Origin of the sequence: Pseudomonas sp. FP2294 (assembly GCF_030687625.1) — a bacterium.
GTDB classification, from domain to species: Bacteria; Pseudomonadota; Gammaproteobacteria; order Pseudomonadales; family Pseudomonadaceae; genus Aquipseudomonas; species Aquipseudomonas shahriarae.
The window spans coordinates 4,599,018-4,619,188 of the sequence record NZ_CP117441.1; the positions used below are offsets into that span (position 1 = coordinate 4,599,018).

Sequence of the window (20,171 nt, forward strand, 5' to 3'; positions counted from 1 at the left end):
TTCACAATTTTTCCTTTTCCCGCCCTTCGATGAGTTTTTTCAATCGAAGTCAGCTGGCTGTGCCCGCGTTTATGAGCTACCATTTTCGCAAATGAACATTAATGTTCGAATTCCAATATTAAAAAAGATCGCGAGGCCAGCCGATGACCCCTTCTACCTTGCCTGCTCCACCCCTTGCCGAAGTCTATGATGTTGCCGTGATTGGCGGCGGGATCAATGGTGTAGGCATCGCGGCAGACGCAGCCGGTCGCGGCCTGTCGGTATTCCTTTGCGAAAAGGATGACTTGGCCAGCCACACCTCGTCTGCCAGCAGCAAGCTGATCCATGGCGGCCTGCGCTATCTTGAACATTACGAATTCCGCCTGGTGCGCGAAGCCCTGGCCGAACGCGAAGTGCTACTGGCCAAGGCCCCGCACATCGTCAAGCAGATGCGTTTTGTGTTGCCCCATCGCCCGCACCTGCGCCCGGCCTGGATGATCCGTGCCGGCCTGTTCCTGTACGACCACCTTGGCAAGCGCGAGAAACTTGCAGGCTCCAAAAGCCTGAAGTTCGGCGCCGACAGCCCGCTGAAAAGCGAAATCACCAAGGGCTTCGAATACTCCGATTGCTGGGTCGACGACGCGCGCCTGGTTGTACTCAACGCCATGGCCGCCCGGGAAAAGGGTGCACATATCCACACCCAGACCCGTTGCGTCAGCGCCCGTCGCAGCAAGGGCCTGTGGCACCTGCACCTGGAGCGCGCAGATGGCAGCCTGCTGTCGATCCGCGCCAAGGCTCTGGTGAACGCGGCCGGCCCATGGGTCGCCAAGTTCATCAAGGATGACCTCAAGCTCGATTCGCCGTATGGCATCCGCCTGATCCAGGGCAGCCACCTGATCGTGCCGAAACTGTACGAAGGCGCCCATGCGCACATCCTGCAGAACGAGGATGGGCGTATCGTCTTCACCATTCCGTACCTCAATCACCTGACCATCATCGGCACCACCGACCGTGAGTACACCGGCGACCCCGCGAAAGTGGCGATCACCGAAGGTGAAACGGACTACATGCTCAAGGTGGTCAACGCCCACTTCAAGCAGCAGCTGAGCCGCGACGATATCGTGCACACCTATTCCGGCGTGCGCCCGCTGTGCAACGACGAGTCGGATAACCCGTCGGCCATTACCCGCGACTACACCCTGGCACTGTCCGGCAGCGGCGAAGAAGCGCCGATCCTGTCGGTGTTCGGTGGCAAGCTGACCACTTACCGCAAGCTGGCCGAGTCGGCCCTGGCGCAACTGGCCCCCTACTTCCCGCATATCAAGCCGAGCTGGACCGCCAAGGCCAGCCTGCCCGGCGGTGAAGACATGAGCACGCCAGAAGCCCTGGCCACCGACATTCGCAGCAAGTTCGAGTGGATCCCCAGCGAGATCGCCCGCCGCTGGTCGACCACCTATGGCAGCCGCACCTGGCGCCTGCTCGAAGGCGTGCAATCGCTGGCCGACCTGGGCGAGCACCTGGGTGGCGGCCTGTACACCCGGGAAGTCGACTACCTGTGCGCCGAGGAATGGGCGACCCAGGCCTACGACATCCTGTGGCGGCGCACCAAACTCGGGCTGTTCACCACCCCCGAGGAGCAGGAGAACCTGCAGCTTTACTTGGTCAAGGTCGAACAGAACCGCAGCAAGATCGAAGCAGCCTGATGCATCCAGCCCCTGCGCCGAAAGGCCCAGGGGCTTTTTTATGGACGTCTTGATGTGAAATGCGATCAATGTGGGAGCTGGCTGGCCTGCAACAACGGGCGGTGATCGCCGGCAGCCAATGCCTACAGATTCGGTTTTCCGAACGTGGTAACGCCACCTATTCGGTTTGCCGGATTTAAACACCGGATAAACCTCGTCATATAAAGTTAATCGCCATATAAATCATACAGTTAGACTTTTAATCAGAGTCTGGCACGACTCATGCTCTACACTTGGTACGTGTTTGTCTGAGATGCTTCAGGAGCCGTCACAGGCATTCGCTGTATCGAAAGAGCCGTCCAGGCTTCATAAAAAAAACAAATGTCGAGGAAGTATTGATGCGTATCGTTCCCCATATTTTGGGCGCAGCTATCGCTGCTGCTCTGATTAGCACTCCAGTCTTCGCCGCCGAACTGACCGGCACGCTGAAGAAAATCAAAGAGTCGGGCACCATCACCCTGGGCCACCGCGACGCCTCCATTCCGTTTTCCTACATTGCGGATGGTTCGGGCAAACCAGTGGGCTACTCCCACGACATTCAACTGGCCATCGTCAAAGCTGTCGAGAAAGACCTCGGCATGAAGGAAGGCGAGCTGAAGGTCAAATACAACCTGGTCACTTCGCAAACCCGTATCCCGCTGGTGCAGAACGGCACCGTGGACGTTGAGTGTGGTTCCACTACCAACAACGTTGAGCGTCAGCAGCAAGTCGACTTCTCCGTCGGCATCTTCGAAATCGGTACCCGTCTGCTGTCCAAAAAGGACTCGACCTACAAGGATTTCGCTGACCTCAAGGGCAAGAACGTCGTGACCACCGCCGGCACCACGTCCGAGCGCATCCTCAAGTCCATGAACGCTGACAAGCAGATGGGCATGAACGTCATCTCCGCCAAAGACCACGGTGAGTCCTTCCAGATGCTGGAAAGCGGCCGCGCCGTTGCCTTCATGATGGACGATGCGCTGCTGGCCGGTGAAATGGCCAAGGCCAAGAAGCCTACCGACTGGGCCGTGACCGGCACGCCGCAATCCTTCGAAATCTATGGCTGCATGGTTCGCAAAGGCGATGCACCGTTCAAGAAGGCTGTGGATGACGCTATCGTCGCCACCTACAAGTCTGGCGAAATCAACAACATCTACACCAAGTGGTTCAGCTCGCCGATCCCACCAAAAGGCCTGAACCTGATGTTCCCGATGAGCGACGAACTCAAGGCCCTGATCGCCAATCCGACCGACAAAGCAGCCGACGACAAAACGGCTGAAAAAAAGTCCTGATTCCGAACTAACCTTATCTCCTGAGGGAGCCAACCCTCCCTCAGGCGTCTGTTACTACCTGCTGGCATTATTTGGAACACTCGACCTGGCGGTTTCCGAGCCGATCGCGTGTGCCTGACGTTCACCGTCAGGCGGGAATGGATCTTCCCCAAGCGGGTGCTTGTACATCGATTGATTTCGGGGGAGACCCTAATGAATTACAACTGGGACTGGGGCGTATTCTTCAAGTCCACCGGCGTGGGCAGCGAGACCTATCTCGACTGGTTCATCTCCGGTTTGGGCTGGACCATCGCCATCGCCATCGTGGCGTGGATCGTCGCCTTGCTGCTGGGCTCGATACTGGGTGTGATGCGCACGATGCCTAACCGCCTCGTAGCCGGCATCGCCACCTGCTATGTGGAACTGTTTCGTAACGTGCCACTGCTGGTACAGCTGTTCATCTGGTACTTCCTGGTGCCCGACCTGCTGCCGCAAAACCTGCAGGACTGGTACAAACAAGACTTAAACCCAACCACCTCGGCCTACCTGAGCGTTGTCGTGTGCCTGGGCCTGTTCACCGCCGCCCGCGTATGTGAACAAGTGCGTACCGGTATCCAGGCGCTGCCCCGTGGCCAGGAAGCCGCCGCGCGCGCCATGGGCTTCAGCCTGTCGCAGATCTACTGGAACGTGCTGCTGCCCCAGGCCTACCGGATCATCATTCCGCCGCTTACCTCGGAATTCCTCAACGTGTTCAAGAACTCCTCCGTGGCGTCCTTGATCGGCCTGATGGAACTGCTGGCGCAAACCAAGCAGACCGCCGAGTTCTCGGCCAACCTGTTTGAAGCCTTCACCCTGGCCACGCTGATCTACTTCACCCTGAACATGAGCCTGATGCTGCTGATGCGCCTGGTCGAGAAGAAAGTCGCTGTGCCCGGCCTGATTTCCGTGGGGGGCAAATAATGGAATTTGATTTCAGCGGCATTATCCCGGCCATGCCTGGCCTGTGGAACGGCATGGTCATGACCTTGAAGCTGATGGTCATGGGCGTGGTCGGCGGTATCGTTCTCGGTACTATCCTGGCCTTGATGCGCCTGTCCTCCAGCAAACTGCTGTCCAGCCTGGCCGGCGCCTATGTGAACTACTTCCGCTCGATCCCGCTGCTGTTGGTGATCACCTGGTTCTACCTGGCGGTGCCGTTCGTGTTGCGCTGGATCACCGGCGAAGACACGCCAATCGGTGCGTTCACCTCCTGCGTCGTGGCCTTCATGATGTTCGAGGCGGCGTACTTCTGCGAAATCGTGCGGGCCGGCGTGCAGTCGATCCCCAAGGGCCAGATGGCTGCGGCACAAGCGATGGGCATGACCTACGGCCAGACCATGCGCCTGATCATCCTGCCCCAGGCGTTCCGCAAGATGACCCCGCTGCTGTTGCAGCAGAGCATCATCCTGTTCCAGGACACCTCGCTGGTCTACACCGTGGGCCTGGTGGATTTCCTCAACTCCGCCCGTTCCAACGGCGACATTATCGGCCGCTCCAATGAGTTCCTGATCTTTGCCGGTGTCGTCTACTTCATCATCAGCTTTGCCGCCTCGCTGCTGGTCAAGCGTCTGCAAAAAAGGTTTGCCGTATGATCTCTATCAAGAACATCAACAAGTGGTATGGCGACTTCCAGGTGCTGACCGATTGCAGCACCGAGGTCAAAAAAGGCGAAGTGATCGTGGTGTGCGGGCCCTCCGGCTCGGGCAAATCCACCCTGATCAAGTGCGTCAACGCCCTGGAACCGTTCCAGAAAGGTGACGTTGTGGTCGATGGCACCTCGATTGCCGACCCGAAGACCAACCTGCCGAAACTGCGCTCGCGCGTAGGCATGGTGTTCCAGCACTTCGAACTGTTCCCGCACATGACCATCACCGAAAACCTGACGGTTGCGCAGATCAAGGTGTTGGGCCGCAGCAAGGCAGAAGCCGAGAAGAAAGGCCTGCAATTGCTGGAGCGTGTAGGTCTGTCGGCACATAAGGACAAGCACCCGGGCCAACTGTCCGGCGGCCAGCAGCAGCGCGTGGCGATTGCCCGTGCTCTGGCAATGGACCCGATCGTCATGCTGTTCGACGAACCGACCTCGGCCCTGGACCCGGAGATGGTCAACGAAGTACTGGACGTGATGGTGCAACTGGCCCAGGAAGGCATGACCATGATGTGCGTGACCCACGAAATGGGCTTCGCCCGCAAAGTGGCCGACCGCGTGATCTTCATGGATGCCGGCAAGATCATCGAAGACTGCCCTAAAGAAGAGTTCTTCGGCGATATCAGCGCCCGTTCCGAACGTGCGCAGCACTTCCTCGAGAAAATCCTGCAGCACTAAGCACAACACAGCGTCCACTGTAGAAACCGGGCCCTGTGGGAGCGGGCTTGCCCGCGATTGCGGCATATCAGTCAACCTCTGTGGCTGACCTACCGTCATCGCGGGCAAGCCCGCCCCCCACACCGGTCCAGGCAAGCGCTGGTTGACCCAAGGCATCTGTGATGAAATGCGACCCCACCCTCTATCGCGCCGCACCGCCATCCCTTGCCGTGAAGCCTCGTCTGATTCGCCAGCTGTTCCTGCCGCCCCTGATCATCCTGTTGATGATCGGCCTGGGTTTTATCGGCTTCTGGACCAGCGAGCATTACGGCATCCGGACCCTGGGCGAGAACGGCGAGCGCCAGCTGGAGCTGCATGCGCGCACGGTCGAGAGTGAGATCAGCAAGTACACCTACCTGCCCAGCCTGCTGGAGCTGGAATCCAGCGTCTCCAAACTGCTGGCCGACCCGAACCCGGAACACCGGCAAAGGGTCAACGAATACCTCGAAGGCCTGAACCGGCGCAGCCGCAGTCGGGCGATTTATGTGATGGACACCACCGGCCGCGTGATGGCCACCAGTAACTGGCGCGATGTCGACAGCTACCTCGGTGAAGACCTGTCGTTCCGCGCCTATTTCCAGAATGCCGTACGTGGCCAGCCCGGCCGTTTCTATGGCATCGGCAGCACCAATGGCGAGCCTGGCTACTACCTGGCCCATGGCCTGGAAGAACACGGCAAGATCATTGGTGTCGCAGTGGTCAAGGTGCGCCTCGAAGCGCTGGAAGAACGCTGGCAGCGCGCGCGTCTGGAAGCCTTTGTCAGCGACGAGAACGGCATCATCATCCTCTCCAGCGACCCGGCACGCCGGCTCAAGGCGGTGCGCCCGCTGAGCGACGATACCAAGGAGCGCCTGGCCCGCAGCCTGCAATATTACTGGGCGACCCTCAACGAACTGCAACCCCTGGCCCGCGAACAGCTCGACACTGGCACCGAAAAGCTGACCTTCCCGGCCAACAGTGAAGTGGTGGCCGACGACCGGGAAGTCACCTACCTGGCCCAGACCCGGCCCCTGAACGACACACCGTGGAATTTCACCCTGCTCACCCCGCTCAACGACCTGCGCCAGGCCGCGATCAACCAGGGCATCCTCGTTGCGGTGGCCTTTGCCCTGGTGGCGTTCCTGCTGATTGCCTGGAATGAGCGGCGCAAGGTAATCGCCACACGCCTGGCCGCCCGCGAGGCCCTGCAGGAAGCCAACAACCAGCTGGAGCGGCGGATTGCCGAGCGCACCACCGACCTGCGCGCCAGCAACGAACGGCTCAAGGCGCAGATCCGCGAGCGGCGCCAGGCCGAAGAAACCCTGCGCCGGGCCCAGGATGAATTGGTCCAGGCCGGCAAATTAGCGGCCATCGGCCAGATGTCCACCAGCATCGCCCATGAACTGAACCAGCCGCTGGCGGCCCTGCGCACCTTGTCCGGCAATACCGTGCGCTTCCTCGAGCGCGGCGCCCTGGATACTGCCAGCACCAACCTCAAGACCATCAATGAACTGATCGACCGCATGGGACGCATCACCGCCAGCCTGCGCTCGTTTGCCCGGCGGGGCGACGACCAGGGCGAAGCCAGCCTGGGCAAGGCCGTGGATGCGGCGTTCCAGGTCCTGGGCAGCCGCCTCGACAGCCTGCCGCTGACCGTACACCGTCAGTTCAGCCAGGCCATGCTGCAGATCGACCAGACGCGCCTGGAGCAAATCCTGGTCAACCTGATCGGCAATGCCCTGGACGCGATGCACGCCCAACCCGCCCCGCAGCTGTGGCTGGAAAGTGACATCAGCGAAGGCAAATACCGCCTGCGGGTGCGGGACAACGGACATGGCATCGACCCTGAGACCCGCAAGCATTTGTTCGAACCCTTTTTCACCACCAAACCCGGCGAGCAAGGCTTGGGCCTGGGCCTGACCCTGTCGGCCAGCCTGGCCGCAGCCACCGGCGGCAACCTGGCCGTCGAGCATCCGGCCGCTGGTGGTACAGCCTTTGTCCTGAGCCTGCCCCTGGCAGGCCATCAACCCGGCGAGTCGATATGAACAGCCAACCCAACACCGAGCTGACCGTGCTGATTGTCGAAGACGATCCCCATGTGTTGCTCGGCTGCCAGCAAGCCCTGGCCCTGGAAGATATTCCCAGCGTCGGCGTGGCCAGCGCAGAAGAGGCACTCAAGCGTGTCGGCGAGAACTTTGCCGGCATTGTGATCAGTGACATCCGCCTGCCCGGCATTGACGGCCTGGAACTGTTGACCCGCCTCAAGGCCCTGGATAAAAGCCTGCCGGTGGTGCTGATCACCGGCCACGGCGATATTTCCATGGCCGTGGGCGCGATGCGCAACGGTGCCTATGACTTCATGGAGAAACCCTTTTCTCCGGAGCGCCTGGTGGACGTGGTGCGCCGCGCCCTCGAACAGCGTGGCCTGGCCCGGGAAGTCTGGGCGCTGCGCCGGCAACTGGCCGAACGTGACTCCCTGGAAGGCCGGATCATCGGGCGCTCGCCGGCGATGCAGAACCTGCGCGAGTTGATCGCCAACGTCGCCGACACCTCGGCCAACGTGCTGATCGAAGGCGAGACTGGCACCGGCAAAGAGTTGGTCGCCCGCTGTCTGCACGACTTTAGCCGCCGCCACGCCCACCAGTTCGTCGCCCTGAACTGCGGCGGCCTGCCGGAAAACCTGTTTGAGAGCGAGATTTTCGGTCACGAAGCCAACGCCTTCACCGGTGCGGGCAAACGGCGGATCGGCAAGATCGAGCATGCCCACGAAGGCACGCTGTTCCTCGACGAAGTGGAAAGCATGCCGATGAACCTGCAGATCAAACTGCTGCGGGTCTTGCAAGAGCGCACCCTGGAACGCCTGGGTTCGAACCAGAGCGTGGCGGTGGATTGCCGGGTGATTGCCGCGACCAAGTCCGACCTCGACGACTTGAGCCGCGCCAACCAGTTCCGCAGCGACTTGTATTACCGCCTGAACGTGGTGACCCTGGAACTGCCGCCGCTGCGCGAGCGCCGCGAAGATATCCTGCAGTTGTTCGAACACTTTCTACAGCAATCATCCCTGCGCTTCGACCGCATCGCCCCGGAGCTGGACAACCAGACCCTGTCCAGCCTGATGAGCCATGACTGGCCCGGCAACGTACGTGAACTGCGCAACGTCGCCGAACGTTTTGCCCTGGGCCTGCCCGCCTTCAAGAAAAGCGGCGCCAGCCCCGACAACCATGGCCTGGCCTTTACCGAAGCGGTGGAAGCCTTTGAACGCAACCTGCTCAGCGACGCCCTGCAACGCAGCGGCGGCAACCTGACCCAGGCCAGCCAGGAACTGGGAATGGCCAAGACCACCCTGTTCGACAAGGTCAAGAAATACGGCCTGAGCCACTAAGGAGTCATGCGTGGATTTAGTCTTCAAGGCCGCCCTCGGAGCGGCGGTGGTGTTGCTCCTGGCGGTGCTGGCCAAAACCAAGAACTATTACATCGCCGGCCTGGTACCGCTGTTTCCGACTTTTGCACTGATCGCCCACTACATCGTCGGCAAGGGCCGCTCGGTGGACGACCTGAAGACCACCATTGTGTTCGGCATGTGGTCGATCATTCCGTACTTTGTGTACCTGGCGACGCTGTATGTGATGGTCGACCGCATGCGCCTGGAGGCCTCCCTGGCGGTGGCCGCAGTGGCGTGGCTGATGGCGGCGACGGTGCTGGTGAGTGTGTGGATTCGAATTCACGCCTGACACTCCACGGCTCCACTGTGGGAACTGGACCCACTCGGTACACCCATAAAACCGAGTTGCCTGCATCGCAGCCTCGCTAAAGCTCGACAGCTCCCACATTTGATCCCTGTGATTCCCCAATCCCTTATGGGAGCTGTCGAGCCCCGGCGAGGCTGCGATGGGATCGACTCGGTACATCTGCAAAACCCAGCTGCCTGCATCGCAGCCTCGCTAAAGCTCGACAGCTCCCACATTTGATCCCTGCGATTCCCCAATCCCTTGTGGGAGCTGTCGAGCCCCGGCGAGGCTGCGATGGGATCGACTCGGTACACCTGAAAAACCCAGCTGCCCGCATCGCAGCCTCGCTAAAGCTCGACAGCTCCCACATTTGATCCCTGTGATTCCCCAATCCCCTGTGGGAGCTGTCGAGCCCCGGCGAGGCTGCGATGGGATCGACTCGGTACACCTGAAAAACCCAGCTGCCTGCATCGCAGCCTCGCTAAAGCTCGACAGCTCCCACATTTGATCCCTGTGATTCCCCAATCCCTTGTGGGAGCTGTCGAGCCCCGGCGAGGCTGCGATGGGATCGACTTGGCACACCTGCAAAACCCAGCTGCCTGCATCGCAGCCTCGCTAAAGCTCGACAGCTCCCACCTTTGCTCAGTGTGCCTCCCCAATCCCCTGTGGGAGCTGTCGAGCCCCGGCGAGGCTGCGATGGGGTCGACTCGGTACACCTGTAAAACCCAGTTGCCTGCATCGCAGCCTCGCTAAAGCTCGACAGCTCCCACATTTGCTTATGTGTGGCTCCCAGGGCTCAGCGTACGATTTTGTCGATCTGGATCCCCAGCTTTTTCAAGCGGTACCAAAAGCTGCGTTCGGAGATGCCAATCCGCGACGCCGCAGCCGCCTGTACGCCATTGCTCTCCTGCAAGGCCGCAAGGATGTAGGCTTTTTCCACCTCGGCCAGCGCCGCGTCCAGGTCCTGGGGCACGCCTGGGCCTTCGCTGAGGATTGTCGTCACATCCCGCTCGGTCGGCTGGGACGCGAACAGGTAGGCCGGCAGGTCGATATCTTCAATCACCGGGCTGGAGGCGACGATGGTCGCGCGCTCCACGCAGTTTTGCAGCTCGCGGATGTTCCCCGGCCAGTTGTAGGCGGCCATGGCCTGCAAGGCGTCGGGGCTGAAGCCGGTGATGCGTTTACCGGCGTTGGCACTCAGGCTGCGGGCAAAGTGGCGGGCCAGCGGGGCGATGTCTTCGACGCGCTCACGCAATGCTGGCAGTGGGATCGGGAACACATTCAGGCGGTAGTAGAGGTCTTCGCGAAACTCCTTGTTCGCCACCGCTTCCAGCAGGTTCTTGTTGGTGGCGGCGATCACCCGCACGTCCACCTTGCGCTCACGCGGGTCGCCGACCGGCTCGATCACCCGTTCCTGCAAGGCGCGCAGGATCTTGGCCTGCAACGCCAGGGGCATATCCCCCACTTCGTCGAGAAACAGCGTGCCCTTGTCGGCCTGCATAAAGCGCCCTACCCGGTCGGCCACGGCGCCGGTAAACGCGCCCTTGCGATGGCCGAACATTTCGCTTTCCAGCAAGCCTTCGGGGATCGCGGCGCAGTTGACCGCCACAAAAGGCTTGTCTGCACGGTTGCCATGCTTGTGAATGGCGCGGGCGACCATTTCTTTGCCGGTGCCGCTTTCGCCGGTCAACAGGATGGTGGCGTTGCTTTCACGCACCGAATCCACCGCCTGCAACACTCGGCGAAACGCCGGGCTTTCCCCGACCAGGCTATCGAACTGGGCATGTTCATCGAGTTCGGCACGCAGCCGTGCGTTGTCGCGCATGATGTCGCGAAACTGCAAGGCCTTGGCCACGGTGATGTCCAGCTCGTCGATATCGAAGGGCTTGGCAATGTAGTCGTAGGCACCGTTACGCATGGACTGCACGGCATTTTTCACGGTGCTGTAGGCCGTCATCACGATCACCGGCAATTGCGGGTAGCGCACCTTGATCTCGGCCAGCAGTTGCGGGCCGTCCATGCCGGGCATGCGCCAGTCGCTGATCACCAGGTCGATGTCCTCCTGCTCCAGCACCTTGAGCGCATGCAGGCCATTGCCCGCGATAAACACCTGGATATGGTTCTGGCTCAGGGCCGACGACAGCAAATCGCAGAGCTTGGGCTCGTCGTCGACCACCAATATGTTATGTGTCATGACTGTCCTCGTCGTCGCCGTCATCTTCACCGTTGGCCGGAATGTACAGGCTGAAGGTGGCGCCGGCATCTTTCTCGCTGGTGCATTCGATGCTGGCGTCGTGACTCTCCATGATTGAATAGACTTTCGCCAGGCCCAGGCCGGTGCCCGAGGCCTTGGTGGTAACAAAGGGGGTAAAGATCCGCTCGATCATTTCAGGGGGGATGCCCTGGCCGCTGTCGCTGATGCTGATCACCGTGTAGTGATCGACACGGCTGATGCTCAAGGTCAGGCGCCCGCCCTGGGGCATGGCGTCGATGGCGTTGAGGATCAGGTTCAGGCACGCCTGCTTGAATTGCTTGGCGTCCACATACAGGGTCGCACCCGGCGCCTGGTCGTCGAGATGGGCGTCGATGGCGTGGCTGGCCAGCTCCGGCGCGCAGAAACCGAGGATTTCTTCCACCAACGGCCGCGCCGGTTGCTGGCTGCGCAGCGGTTCGCTGGGCTTGGCGAAGTCGAGGAAGTCGGTGATCAGGTCATTGATCCGGCTGACTTCGCTGATCACGTATTCCAGGTGGCGCTTGTCGGTCTCCGGCAAGTCCGTGCGACGGTGCAGCAGTTGGGTCGCGGTCTTGATGATGCCCAGCGGGTTGCGGATTTCATGGGCCAGGCCCATCGCCACTTCGCCCAGGGCATGCAGGCGGTCGCGGCGGCGCAGTTGGGCTTCGAGGTGATGCAACTCGCCCAGGCGCTCGGTCATATGGTTGAAGGTGCTGCTCAATTGCGCCAGCTCGTCACCGCCGGTGACGGCCACGCGGTGCTGGTAGTTGCCGCTGATCACCGCGCTCACCCCCTGGGACAACTCGCGCAGTGGCCGGGTCAGGTGCCGGGAGACCAGCACACCGGCGCCCAGGGACAAAGCGGAACTGAGCAGGAAGATCAGCACAAACAGATTGCTCTGGTTCACCAGCCCCACCAGGCTGGTGTGGCGCAGCAGGCCGCTGAAGATCACGCCCTGCAACTCGCCGGTGTCATTGAAGATCGGCCAGTACAGGCCGCTGTAGTTGCTGGTGAACTGTTCACTGGGCTGCTTGGTGCTGCGCAGCAGGGTTTCCACGGATTTCGGCACGCGGGTCGGGTGGTCTTCAAAACGCTGGGTGGAGAAGATCTCCGAAAAGCCTTCGGTATTGGCCAGGTACAGACGCAAGTCCAGGGAGTGCACCTCGGCGACGCTGGTCAGGAAGCTGCTGTCCAGGTAGGTACCGACCAACAGTTCGTAGTCGACGCCATCCTGGCTGGTCTCGAACGAGGAAATCACGGCCCCGGTGGCCGCGCCGCCGACCTGCACGGTTTGCAACACGGCATTGGGAGCGAGGCTGATTTGTTTCACCACATCCTCGCCCACGGTGCTGAACATCACCTTGCGGTCACTGCTACGAATCAGCGTGACCACATCAATATCAGTGGCGCGGGCAATGTCCGCGATCAAACGGTCATGACGCATCGCTTCATGGCTGGAAGGCGGACGCACATACCGCAGGAAGATCTGCGCCACACGGGCGTTGTCGTGCAGGATGTCGCTGACTTCATCCTTGACGATGCGGGTCGACTCTTGCAGCCAGATGCGCACGTTGCTGTCGAAAATCTGCGACAGGGTGGTGGCCGCCAGCTCGGCGGCGATCATGGTCGGGATCACCGTCACCAGCCAGAACGCCAACACCAGCTTGCGCTGCAGGCTCCAGCGGGAAATGGCAAATGGGCGGGCTTTCTGACGGGTTTTGGCGATCATCGGGTTTCGCTTATTGCAGCAGCCATGGCAGGGTCGGATCGGTCCGGGCGAATAAACACTTTTACCAGCTTGAGCAGGGTATCGAGCAGCCGGTTGCGGTGCTGGAAGAACAGCGTATTGCCGGCGAACTCACAGCCCAGGCGTAGCTTACTGGCATACCCGGCCTGCCCGCACTCGTACAACGCAATATTGTGCTCGATGCAGTAGTCGACGTTGGTCAGCCAACTGCGAAAGTACAGGTTATGTTCGCGGCTGTGGGCCAGGTCGTGGGCAAAGAACTTGTCGATCAGCCGGTGCTGGTCCAGCAGCACCAGGTTGAACGCCACCAGTTGCCCATCCACCCAGTAAAGTACACAGCGCGCCCGTTGTTCAAGCTGGGCGAGCACCTGGCTGAAATAACCGGCAGGCAGGCGCTCGAATTGCAGGTCGGCGCGAGCCAGCGTGGCTTCGTAGAGGCGCATGATATCCGGCAACACATCATCGACATTGTCCCGCCACTCCACCTGTGGCCCCGGCGCACGCAGCTTGCGCCGCAAATCCTTGCGCGTGGATTTGCCCAGGGAGCCCAGATAGGCATCCACTGAGCCGTAGGGCAGCGGCAGCAACCCGGTAGGCAAACTCGGCATGCTGTGCAGGCCGGCGGTCTTGCAGCTGTCGGCCCAGTCCTGATCCAGGCTCGGCGCGTCCTTGACCGCCAGCAGGCCGATGCCGAATGCATCGGCATCCCGACGCGCCGCGACCAGTAATTGCTCCAACAGCGCACTGCGGCGCGCAGCGGGCACATGGCTGGCGACACCGGCATGGCATTGCTCGGCCACCGGCGAGCCGATGGCGTACAAGCCCAGGCGCAACGCTCCCGGCCACCAGCGTTCCAGGCGTTGGGTAAAGCGTTTGGCGATGCCCGACACGGTGGTATCGAGGCGATAATGGGTGATGAACGCCGGGGCGACGGCCAGCAGTTGCCCGTCCTCATAGAGGGCCAGGTAGCGCCACTGGAAGTCGTCGATGGCAGCGTTTTCTACGGCGACGTAGTAATCCCAATCCTCCAACGCCTGGGGAAAACAGTCATTCCAGGCACTGCGTTCGATGGCGTGGATGCTCGGGAAGGTGTGTGCGGTGATCACATCGGAATATCCCTGTAAGTGCTCCTGTGGGCGCTGTCTCGCCCCGTGAGGCTGCGATAGCGGTGGCTCAGGCAACATCAATGTTTACTGTGCCGCCGCCAGCGCGGGCTCGCAGAACGAGACATCGCCCATTTTTGAACCGGTGTGTTGCTCGATAAAGTCGGCACTCAACTCGATCACCCGGCGGTATTGCAGGTCGACGGTGATCATGTGATAGCAGTTGTCCAACAGGATCTTGGTCACCGGCCCCCCCAGGTGGCGTTCCACGTAGTCGGCGTTCCAGCGGCTGGTGATGTCGTCCTCGATAGAGTGCAGCACCAGCGCCGGGGTCTTGATCGACGGCATGCGTTTCTTCACCACCGCATTCATCCAGTGCAGCTCGCGCACAGTGACGCCTTCCATGGTCAACAACCCGGCCTCGCTGCTCTCGCCCTCTTTCATCTGCCGCTCGACGATGGCCCGCAGGCGTTCGTTCTTGATGCCGTAGGGCGGTTTCTCGGTAAAACGGAACAGGCGCACGCCGAATGGAATACGGATCAGCAACGGCGTGATGAACGCAAATTTGTTGATGCTCCAGCCGTCGTACTTGAGGGTCGTGGAGTACATCAGCAACCCGGCGACCTGGCCCGGAAACTCCGAGGCCAGGTACATCGACATTACCGCGCCCATGGACAAGCCACCGACGAACACCTGCGCATGGCGCTGCTGCACGCCGACAAAGGTCTTGCGCACGCCCTCGTACCAGTCGCGCCAACCGGTGGCCTGCAGGTCTTCGTTGCCCCCGCAGTGCCCGGCCAGGGTCGGCACATACACGGTGCAGTTGCCCTCCTTGGCCAGGCCCTGGGCCACCCGACGCAACTCGGTCGGGGTGCCGGTCAGGCCGTGGATCAACAAGACCCCGACCGGACCGTTGCCGAGAACGAAGCCGGCGTTGCCTTCGCCGAGATCGATATCGGCCTGGTTCACCGCTTCATCGCTCGGGTCAGCAGTTGCTCCAGCAGCTTCAAGCCCAGGTCGATTTCCGGGTAGCTGATTTCCAGGGACGGCGCCAGGGTGATCACGTTCTTGTAGTAGCCGCCCACATCGAGGATCAGCCCGAGTTTCTGGCCGTCTACCAACATGTCGCCTTTCATGCCCTCGTCAACCATGTAGTCCAGGGTCGCCTTGTCCGGGGTGAAGCCATCGGGACCGCAGATTTCACAGCGCAGGGCCAGGCCCAGGCCATCGACGTCGCCGATGATCGGGAAGCGCTTTTGCAACTCTTGCAGGCCTTCAAGGAAGTATTTGCCCTTGGCCATGACCATCGCGCCGTAGTCGACCTCGCTGGTCATCTTGAACATTTCCAGGCCCACCGCCGTACCCAGCGGGTTGGAGGCGAAGGTGGAGTGGGTGGAACCCGGCGGGAAGACTTTCGGGTTGATCAACTCTTCCTTGGCCCAGATGCCGCCCAGGGGGTTGAGGCCGTTGGTCAGGGCCTTACCGAACACGATCACGTCCGGCTGCACATCGAAGTGCTCGATCGACCACAACTTACCGGTGCGCCAGAAGCCCATCTGGATTTCATCGACCACCATCAGGATGCCGTGCTGGTCGAGCACCTGCTTGAGTTCGCTGTAGAAGTTCATCGGCGGGATCACGTAGCCGCCGGTGCCCTGGATCGGCTCGACGTAGAACGCTGCGTACTCGCTCTGGCCGACTTTCGGGTCCCACACACCGTTGTATTCCGTCTCGAACAGACGGGCGAACTGCTGCACGCAGTGGCTGCCGTACTCTTCCTTGGTCATGCCCTTGGGACCACGGAAGTGGTACGGGAACGGGATGAAGTTGGCGCGCTCGCCAAAGTGGCCGTAGCGGCGACGGTAGCGGTAGCTGGAGGTGATGGACGACGCACCGAGGGTGCGCCCGTGGTAACCGCCCTCGAAGGCGAACATCAGGCTCTTGCCGTTGGTGGCGTTACGCACCACCTTCAGCGAGTCCTCGATGGACTGCGAACCGCCGACGTTGAAATGCACCCGACCATCGAGGCCGAATTTTTTCTTGGCATCCACCGCGATCATTTCCGACAGCTCGATCTTGCCCTTGTGCAGGTACTGGCTGGCGATTTGCGGCAGGGTGTCGATCTGCTGTTTCAGCGCATTGTTCAGGCGCGGGTTGGCATAACCGAAGTTGACCGCCGAGTACCACATTTGCAGGTCGAGGTAGGCCTGGTCTTCGGTGTCCCACACGTAGGAGCCTTCGCAACGGCTGAAGATACGCGGCGGGTCGATGTAGTGGACGGTGTCGCCGTAGGAGCAGTATTTGGCTTCTTTATCCAGCAGAACCTGGTCTTCGGCGGTAGCGATACGGATATCAGACATGATGAAAGAGTTCCTGATTTTCGGAAGTGAAATGGGTGGCGTTGGCGGCGATGCCCTGGGGCAGCCTGGCCAGCAAGGCCGGCAGTTCGGCAAAGGTGTCGAAGCGCAGATGGGGGATGGCGTGGGCCTGGCAGTACTGGGCCAGGCTGCCCTTGGCGAAAACAAAATCGGCGGTGGTCGAGACGCACATATCGGACTTGCCGTCGCCGATCACCAACACCCGTTTGTTACGCGGGGTGGACTTGCATTTGCAGTTGCCCGAGGCCGCGCGGCAAGCGTCGCTGGCATGGGGGAAGTCGATGCGCCAGCTGTTCTGGTCAACCTGGCGCAGGCGGTTGGCGATGATCGGCAGCAGGGTCACGTAGTTGCGCGAAAGGATCCGCGCGATGCCTTGCTCGATGCCGTCGCTGACCACTTCAAGGGACGCGCCCAGGCCAAGGACATGGTCGACGAAGTCCGGGAAGTCCGGGTCGATCTCGACGGTGTCGAAATACGCCAGCAGTTCGGCCGGTGTCGCCTTGATCAATGCCAGTTGGCGGCTCAGGCATTCGCGGGATCCGATATGGCCGTCCAGCCATTGTTGCTCGATGGTTTCCCACTCGGGGCCGGCGAAGCGTTGGAGAACATTGTCGATGACATCGGTGGGTGTGATGGTCCCATCGAAGTCACACACGATATGCCAGTCATTCATCTGCGTTTACCTTGGAGATGACAGCGCGGATGCGCTTGTACCAGGGTTAGAGCAGGGACTGTGCCAAGTGCACAAAACCCAATGGGGCCGGGCTTCTGCCGCATGTCGCGGTGAAATACCCAGTGCCCAAGCTACAATTTTTGTAGGTCGCTACAAACAACATGAGTGCTTGCGTGGGGCCCTGCGCCTGCGCGTTCATGCGCGCATATTTTGCAAGAGGAGCAAGCAATATGTTCAGGGTGACTTCGCGGGTATTCGCCGGCGTCCTGGGGCTGTGGATGGGTTCGGCAGCAGCGGCCGACATCAGCGGCGAGGTGGGCCTGGGCCTGAGCTATCAGCCACGGGAGCCCGCCGCCAGCCGCTATCAGACCGTGCCGGTGCCCTACTTCGACCTGGATTGGGGAGATGTCAGCCTCGATACCGATGACGGCCTGACCTGGAGTGCGCTCAACAGCAATGGCTTGAGTGCCGGGCCGTACCTCAATTACCTGGCGGGACGCACGGCCAACGGGCCGCTGAAGGGCCTGCGGGATGTATCGGACATGGCCGAGGTCGGCGGGTTTATCCAGTACGCGCCAGCGGACTTCTGGCGGGTCTACGCGCAACTGGGGCGGGCCGTGGGCGGTGCCCGCGCGCAAAGCGGCGTGCTCGGCAAGCTCGGCGGGGAGCTGGGTTACCCGTTGGGCGGCGCAGTGATTGGCAGCACGGGGCTGGTCGCGCATTTTGCCGATGGTCGCCAGACCCAGACGTTTTTCGGGGTGGATGAGCAGGAAGCGGCAGGCTCCGGGATTCGCCCGTACAACGCCAGCGGCGGGTTCCAGAACCTGACACTGACCCAGAGCGTGCAGATTCCCCTGGCGCCCAAATGGTCGTTGCTGGCCAGTGCCAGTTGGGTGCATCTACTGGGGTCAGCGGCGGACAGCAGCATCGTGCGCCAGACCGGCGAGGTGAACCAGGGACAGGTGCAGACGGCGATCAGCTACACCTTCGATTGATTGTGTGGGAGCGGGCGTGCCCGCGATAGCATCACCGCGGTGTAACTGATACACCACGGCGCCTGCATCGCGGGCAAGCCCGCTCCCATATTTGTCCGTCATTCCAGTCTGGGCTCAGTTTTCTTCGCCCTCGGCCAGCAGTGCAATCCCGCCAATAATCACCACCACGCCCACCCAGTGCAGGAAGCTGATGTGCTCGCCCAGCCCCAACCACGAGCCGAGCAGCACCACCACAAACACCAGCGAACTCAGGGGGAAGGCCAGGGACAGGCTGCTGCGCCGCAGGATCAGCATCCACACAAAGAACGCGCCGATATAGCAGGCGATCGCCGCGAGGATCCCCGGGTTGACCGCCACCGCCGCCAACCACTGCCAATTGAAATCCATCTGGCCAATTTGATCGCCAGCCACCTTGGTAAACAACTGGCCGGCGCTTTCGGTGAGGATCAACAACGCCCATAACACTACGGTGCCCAGGCGCCCATGCAGCCAGCCAACCGGACGGATAGCCATCTCTTGCGCACTCATGATTGTGCTCCTGCTACAGCCACCAACATCACGCCGGCGGTAATCACCATCGTGCCCAGCCAGCGCCGGCGGCTGACGGTTTCGCCCAGTATCACCTTGCCCGCCAACACCACCCCGCAGTAAGCCAGTGCGGCGGCCGGGAACAACAGGCTCAACGGCGCGCGGGACAAGGCTTCAAGCCAGACAAAAAATTCGATGACATAGGCGCCGATGCCCGCCCACAGCAACGGCGCATTAAATACCTGGCCCCAGAAGGCATTCAGGCGAAAGCCGCCTTCGAGTTCGGGCAAGCGGTCCAGGCCCAATTTGAAACACAACTGGCCGATCACATCGAGAACGATGGAAAAGGCCACCAGCAACACGACGGTCAGGGTCACGGGAACAGCTCCTCGAACAGGTTGATCAACGCTTCATTGGTGGTGGCGTTACGCAGCAGGTCGTCAGCGCTCCAGCGTGCGGCCGGCGGCTGGTCGGACTTGGCTTCCCAGCGTTTGAAGGCGTTGCTGAACGCAGGCTGGGCAAACTCGCCGCACACGTCGATGCCAAGGATCCGCTTGCTCGCCGCCAACGCACGCAGGGCTTGCAGCAGGTGCGTCAGGCGCATGCCGCCCTGGTCCCAGTTGGTGGCCGCGTCTTCGCTGGCCAGCACGTCCTTGTCGAGGGTGATCCATACCGCCTCGGTGGGCAGGCTGGCGATCATTTGCTCAAGGAATGCAGGCCAGTCGAGCTCAGCGAGGTTGCGCCAGTGCAAGTGGTTTTCCTGTTGTGCATGGCCGGCGCCATCCCCTACCCGCCCCCAGACTTTCGACGGCGCGTGCTGCCAGGGAAACAACTGCAAATGCCCGCGCTTCAGGGCGCCGAGGTTACCGCCGCGCAGTTGCGGGTTATGCAGGTCATCGCTGCACGGGCCGAGGGTGACGATGCGCTGGATCGCCGGCATCTTCAGGGCCTGATTGACCCATGAGCCGCAGTGTCGGCGCGGGGCCAGGCGTACCCAGTCGGGGTGGTTGTCGAAGTGGATCAGGCTGATAGGTTCCTGCACTTCGGCGAGAAAAGCCGGGGTCAGGTGGTGATAGTCGCCGGAGCCGACAAAGAAGATTTCCGGGCGCGCCGTGCTTGGCCGGGGCCGTTGGGCCAGGCGCTGGACAAAGCGTTTCCAGGTTTTTTCGGTGGACCACAGGCGCAGTTTCGGGCCCAGGTCGAGCAGGTCCAGGCGCGTCGCTTGACCACTGGCCAGACGCCGGGCGATGGGTGCCTGGGCTGTGAGGCTGTGGTCGAGATCAAGAATATTCAAGGTAATGTTTCACCCCCTGGCAGTGCCCAGCCGCTTACCGGCGGGGCTTTAGGGGGGTAATGCAAGGGATGGGCCAGGAACCCATGTGGCTTGCTCGCCAAGGCGGTGGGTCAGTCAAGAGATACTTAGCTGATCTACCGC

Annotated in this window: 18 protein-coding genes; 9 read left to right on the forward strand and 9 right to left on the reverse strand. The window is 61.3% G+C overall.

The annotated features are described in order from the left end of the window. Window positions 1-143 precede the first annotated feature (143 nt). From glpD to PSH73_RS20690, 8 genes are all read left to right on the forward strand, one after another. Window positions 144-1,682, forward strand: coding sequence for a glycerol-3-phosphate dehydrogenase (gene glpD / locus PSH73_RS20655; protein WP_057958601.1), 1,539 nt, complete (start codon window positions 144-146; stop codon window positions 1,680-1,682). A 377-nt stretch (window positions 1,683-2,059) separates the two neighbouring features. After that, window positions 2,060-2,992 (forward strand): glutamate/aspartate ABC transporter substrate-binding protein, encoded by a 933-nt coding sequence (locus PSH73_RS20660; RefSeq protein ID WP_029295166.1) that lies wholly within the window; start codon window positions 2,060-2,062, stop codon window positions 2,990-2,992. A gap of 192 nt (window positions 2,993-3,184) precedes the next feature. After that, window positions 3,185-3,931: an amino acid ABC transporter permease gene (locus PSH73_RS20665; protein ID WP_057958600.1), complete on the forward strand. Its 747-nt coding sequence runs from the start codon at window positions 3,185-3,187 to the stop codon at window positions 3,929-3,931. Beyond that, window positions 3,931-4,602 carry an ABC transporter permease subunit gene (locus PSH73_RS20670; protein WP_057958599.1) on the forward strand — a complete coding sequence of 224 codons (672 nt, stop codon included), beginning with the start codon at window positions 3,931-3,933 and terminating at the stop codon, window positions 4,600-4,602. The genes PSH73_RS20665 and PSH73_RS20670 overlap by 1 nt, the downstream gene beginning before the upstream one ends. Further along, the gene (locus PSH73_RS20675; protein WP_057438360.1) at window positions 4,599-5,333 is read left to right on the forward strand and encodes an amino acid ABC transporter ATP-binding protein; all 735 of its coding nucleotides are present in this window, start codon (window positions 4,599-4,601) and stop codon (window positions 5,331-5,333) included. Before PSH73_RS20670 ends, PSH73_RS20675 begins: the two co-directional genes overlap by 4 nt. A 161-nt stretch (window positions 5,334-5,494) precedes the next feature. Further along, window positions 5,495-7,396, forward strand: coding sequence for a sensor histidine kinase (locus PSH73_RS20680; protein WP_057958598.1), 1,902 nt, complete (start codon window positions 5,495-5,497; stop codon window positions 7,394-7,396). A 56-nt stretch (window positions 7,397-7,452) separates the two neighbouring features. Then, complete coding sequence (locus PSH73_RS20685) at window positions 7,453-8,733, forward strand: sigma-54 dependent transcriptional regulator (protein WP_233093252.1); 1,281 nt, start codon at window positions 7,453-7,455, stop codon at window positions 8,731-8,733. Between the two features lie 10 nt (window positions 8,734-8,743). Next, on the forward strand, window positions 8,744-9,082 hold the full coding sequence (locus tag PSH73_RS20690) for a GlpM family protein (protein ID WP_057438356.1): 339 nt from the start codon (window positions 8,744-8,746) through the stop codon (window positions 9,080-9,082). Window positions 9,083-9,875: 793 nt separating this feature from the next. On the opposite strand, the gene PSH73_RS20695 is transcribed toward PSH73_RS20690, so the two are convergent. The 6 genes from PSH73_RS20695 to PSH73_RS20720 all read right to left on the reverse strand — a co-directional run bounded on the left by PSH73_RS20695 (window position 9,876) and on the right by PSH73_RS20720 (window position 17,213). After that, the gene (locus PSH73_RS20695; RefSeq protein ID WP_057958591.1) at window positions 9,876-11,273 is read right to left on the reverse strand and encodes a sigma-54 dependent transcriptional regulator; all 1,398 of its coding nucleotides are present in this window, start codon (window positions 11,271-11,273) and stop codon (window positions 9,876-9,878) included. Continuing rightward, complete coding sequence (locus PSH73_RS20700) at window positions 11,263-13,041, reverse strand: HAMP domain-containing sensor histidine kinase (RefSeq protein WP_198792740.1); 1,779 nt, start codon at window positions 13,039-13,041, stop codon at window positions 11,263-11,265. The genes PSH73_RS20695 and PSH73_RS20700 overlap by 11 nt, the downstream gene beginning before the upstream one ends. Beyond that, window positions 13,038-14,165 carry a GNAT family N-acetyltransferase gene (locus PSH73_RS20705; protein WP_057438352.1) on the reverse strand — a complete coding sequence of 376 codons (1,128 nt, stop codon included), beginning with the start codon at window positions 14,163-14,165 and terminating at the stop codon, window positions 13,038-13,040. Before PSH73_RS20705 ends, PSH73_RS20700 begins: the two co-directional genes overlap by 4 nt. 84 nt (window positions 14,166-14,249) lie before the next feature. Further along, a complete protein-coding gene (locus tag PSH73_RS20710; RefSeq protein WP_057958588.1) occupies window positions 14,250-15,131 on the reverse strand; it encodes a carboxylesterase in 882 nt (293 codons plus the stop codon). Beyond that, window positions 15,128-16,522 carry an aspartate aminotransferase family protein gene (locus PSH73_RS20715; protein ID WP_057958587.1) on the reverse strand — a complete coding sequence of 465 codons (1,395 nt, stop codon included), beginning with the start codon at window positions 16,520-16,522 and terminating at the stop codon, window positions 15,128-15,130. Before PSH73_RS20715 ends, PSH73_RS20710 begins: the two co-directional genes overlap by 4 nt. Then, entirely contained in the window at window positions 16,515-17,213 is a 699-nt protein-coding gene (locus PSH73_RS20720; RefSeq protein ID WP_057438346.1) for an MtnX-like HAD-IB family phosphatase, read from the reverse strand. The genes PSH73_RS20715 and PSH73_RS20720 overlap by 8 nt, the downstream gene beginning before the upstream one ends. A gap of 230 nt (window positions 17,214-17,443) precedes the next feature. Between PSH73_RS20720 and PSH73_RS20725 the strand changes: the two genes are divergently transcribed. Beyond that, entirely contained in the window at window positions 17,444-18,208 is a 765-nt protein-coding gene (locus PSH73_RS20725; RefSeq protein WP_057438345.1) for a MipA/OmpV family protein, read from the forward strand. 114 nt (window positions 18,209-18,322) lie between these two features. On the opposite strand, the gene PSH73_RS20730 is transcribed toward PSH73_RS20725, so the two are convergent. Genes PSH73_RS20730 through PSH73_RS20740 form a run of 3 tightly spaced genes read right to left on the reverse strand, consistent with a single transcriptional unit; the run spans window position 18,323 to window position 20,030 of the window. Beyond that, window positions 18,323-18,736, reverse strand: coding sequence for an EamA family transporter (locus PSH73_RS20730; protein ID WP_057958585.1), 414 nt, complete (start codon window positions 18,734-18,736; stop codon window positions 18,323-18,325). After that, window positions 18,733-19,113: a transporter gene (locus PSH73_RS20735; protein WP_057438341.1), complete on the reverse strand. Its 381-nt coding sequence runs from the start codon at window positions 19,111-19,113 to the stop codon at window positions 18,733-18,735. The genes PSH73_RS20730 and PSH73_RS20735 overlap by 4 nt, the downstream gene beginning before the upstream one ends. Beyond that, the gene (locus PSH73_RS20740) at window positions 19,110-20,030 is read right to left on the reverse strand and encodes an arginase (protein ID WP_200657072.1); all 921 of its coding nucleotides are present in this window, start codon (window positions 20,028-20,030) and stop codon (window positions 19,110-19,112) included. Before PSH73_RS20740 ends, PSH73_RS20735 begins: the two co-directional genes overlap by 4 nt. Window positions 20,031-20,171 lie beyond the last annotated feature (141 nt).

Bases quoted from the DNA above. Each gene is read 5' to 3' on its own strand.
- glpD (WP_057958601.1), top strand. From the start codon at position 144: ATGACCCCTTCTACCTTGCCTGCTCCACCCCTTGCCGAAGTCTATGAT.
- PSH73_RS20730 (WP_057958585.1), bottom strand. From the start codon at position 18,736: ATGAGTGCGCAAGAGATGGCTATCCGTCCGGTTGGCTGGCTGCATGGG.
- PSH73_RS20725 (WP_057438345.1), top strand. From the start codon at position 17,444: ATGTTCAGGGTGACTTCGCGGGTATTCGCCGGCGTCCTGGGGCTGTGG.
- PSH73_RS20680 (WP_057958598.1), top strand. From the start codon at position 5,495: ATGAAATGCGACCCCACCCTCTATCGCGCCGCACCGCCATCCCTTGCC.
- PSH73_RS20670 (WP_057958599.1), top strand. From the start codon at position 3,931: ATGGAATTTGATTTCAGCGGCATTATCCCGGCCATGCCTGGCCTGTGG.
- PSH73_RS20695 (WP_057958591.1), bottom strand. From the start codon at position 11,273: ATGACACATAACATATTGGTGGTCGACGACGAGCCCAAGCTCTGCGAT.
- PSH73_RS20720 (WP_057438346.1), bottom strand. From the start codon at position 17,213: ATGAATGACTGGCATATCGTGTGTGACTTCGATGGGACCATCACACCC.
- PSH73_RS20660 (WP_029295166.1), top strand. From the start codon at position 2,060: ATGCGTATCGTTCCCCATATTTTGGGCGCAGCTATCGCTGCTGCTCTG.
- PSH73_RS20665 (WP_057958600.1), top strand. From the start codon at position 3,185: ATGAATTACAACTGGGACTGGGGCGTATTCTTCAAGTCCACCGGCGTG.
- PSH73_RS20675 (WP_057438360.1), top strand. From the start codon at position 4,599: ATGATCTCTATCAAGAACATCAACAAGTGGTATGGCGACTTCCAGGTG.
- PSH73_RS20715 (WP_057958587.1), bottom strand. From the start codon at position 16,522: ATGTCTGATATCCGTATCGCTACCGCCGAAGACCAGGTTCTGCTGGAT.
- PSH73_RS20700 (WP_198792740.1), bottom strand. From the start codon at position 13,041: ATGATCGCCAAAACCCGTCAGAAAGCCCGCCCATTTGCCATTTCCCGC.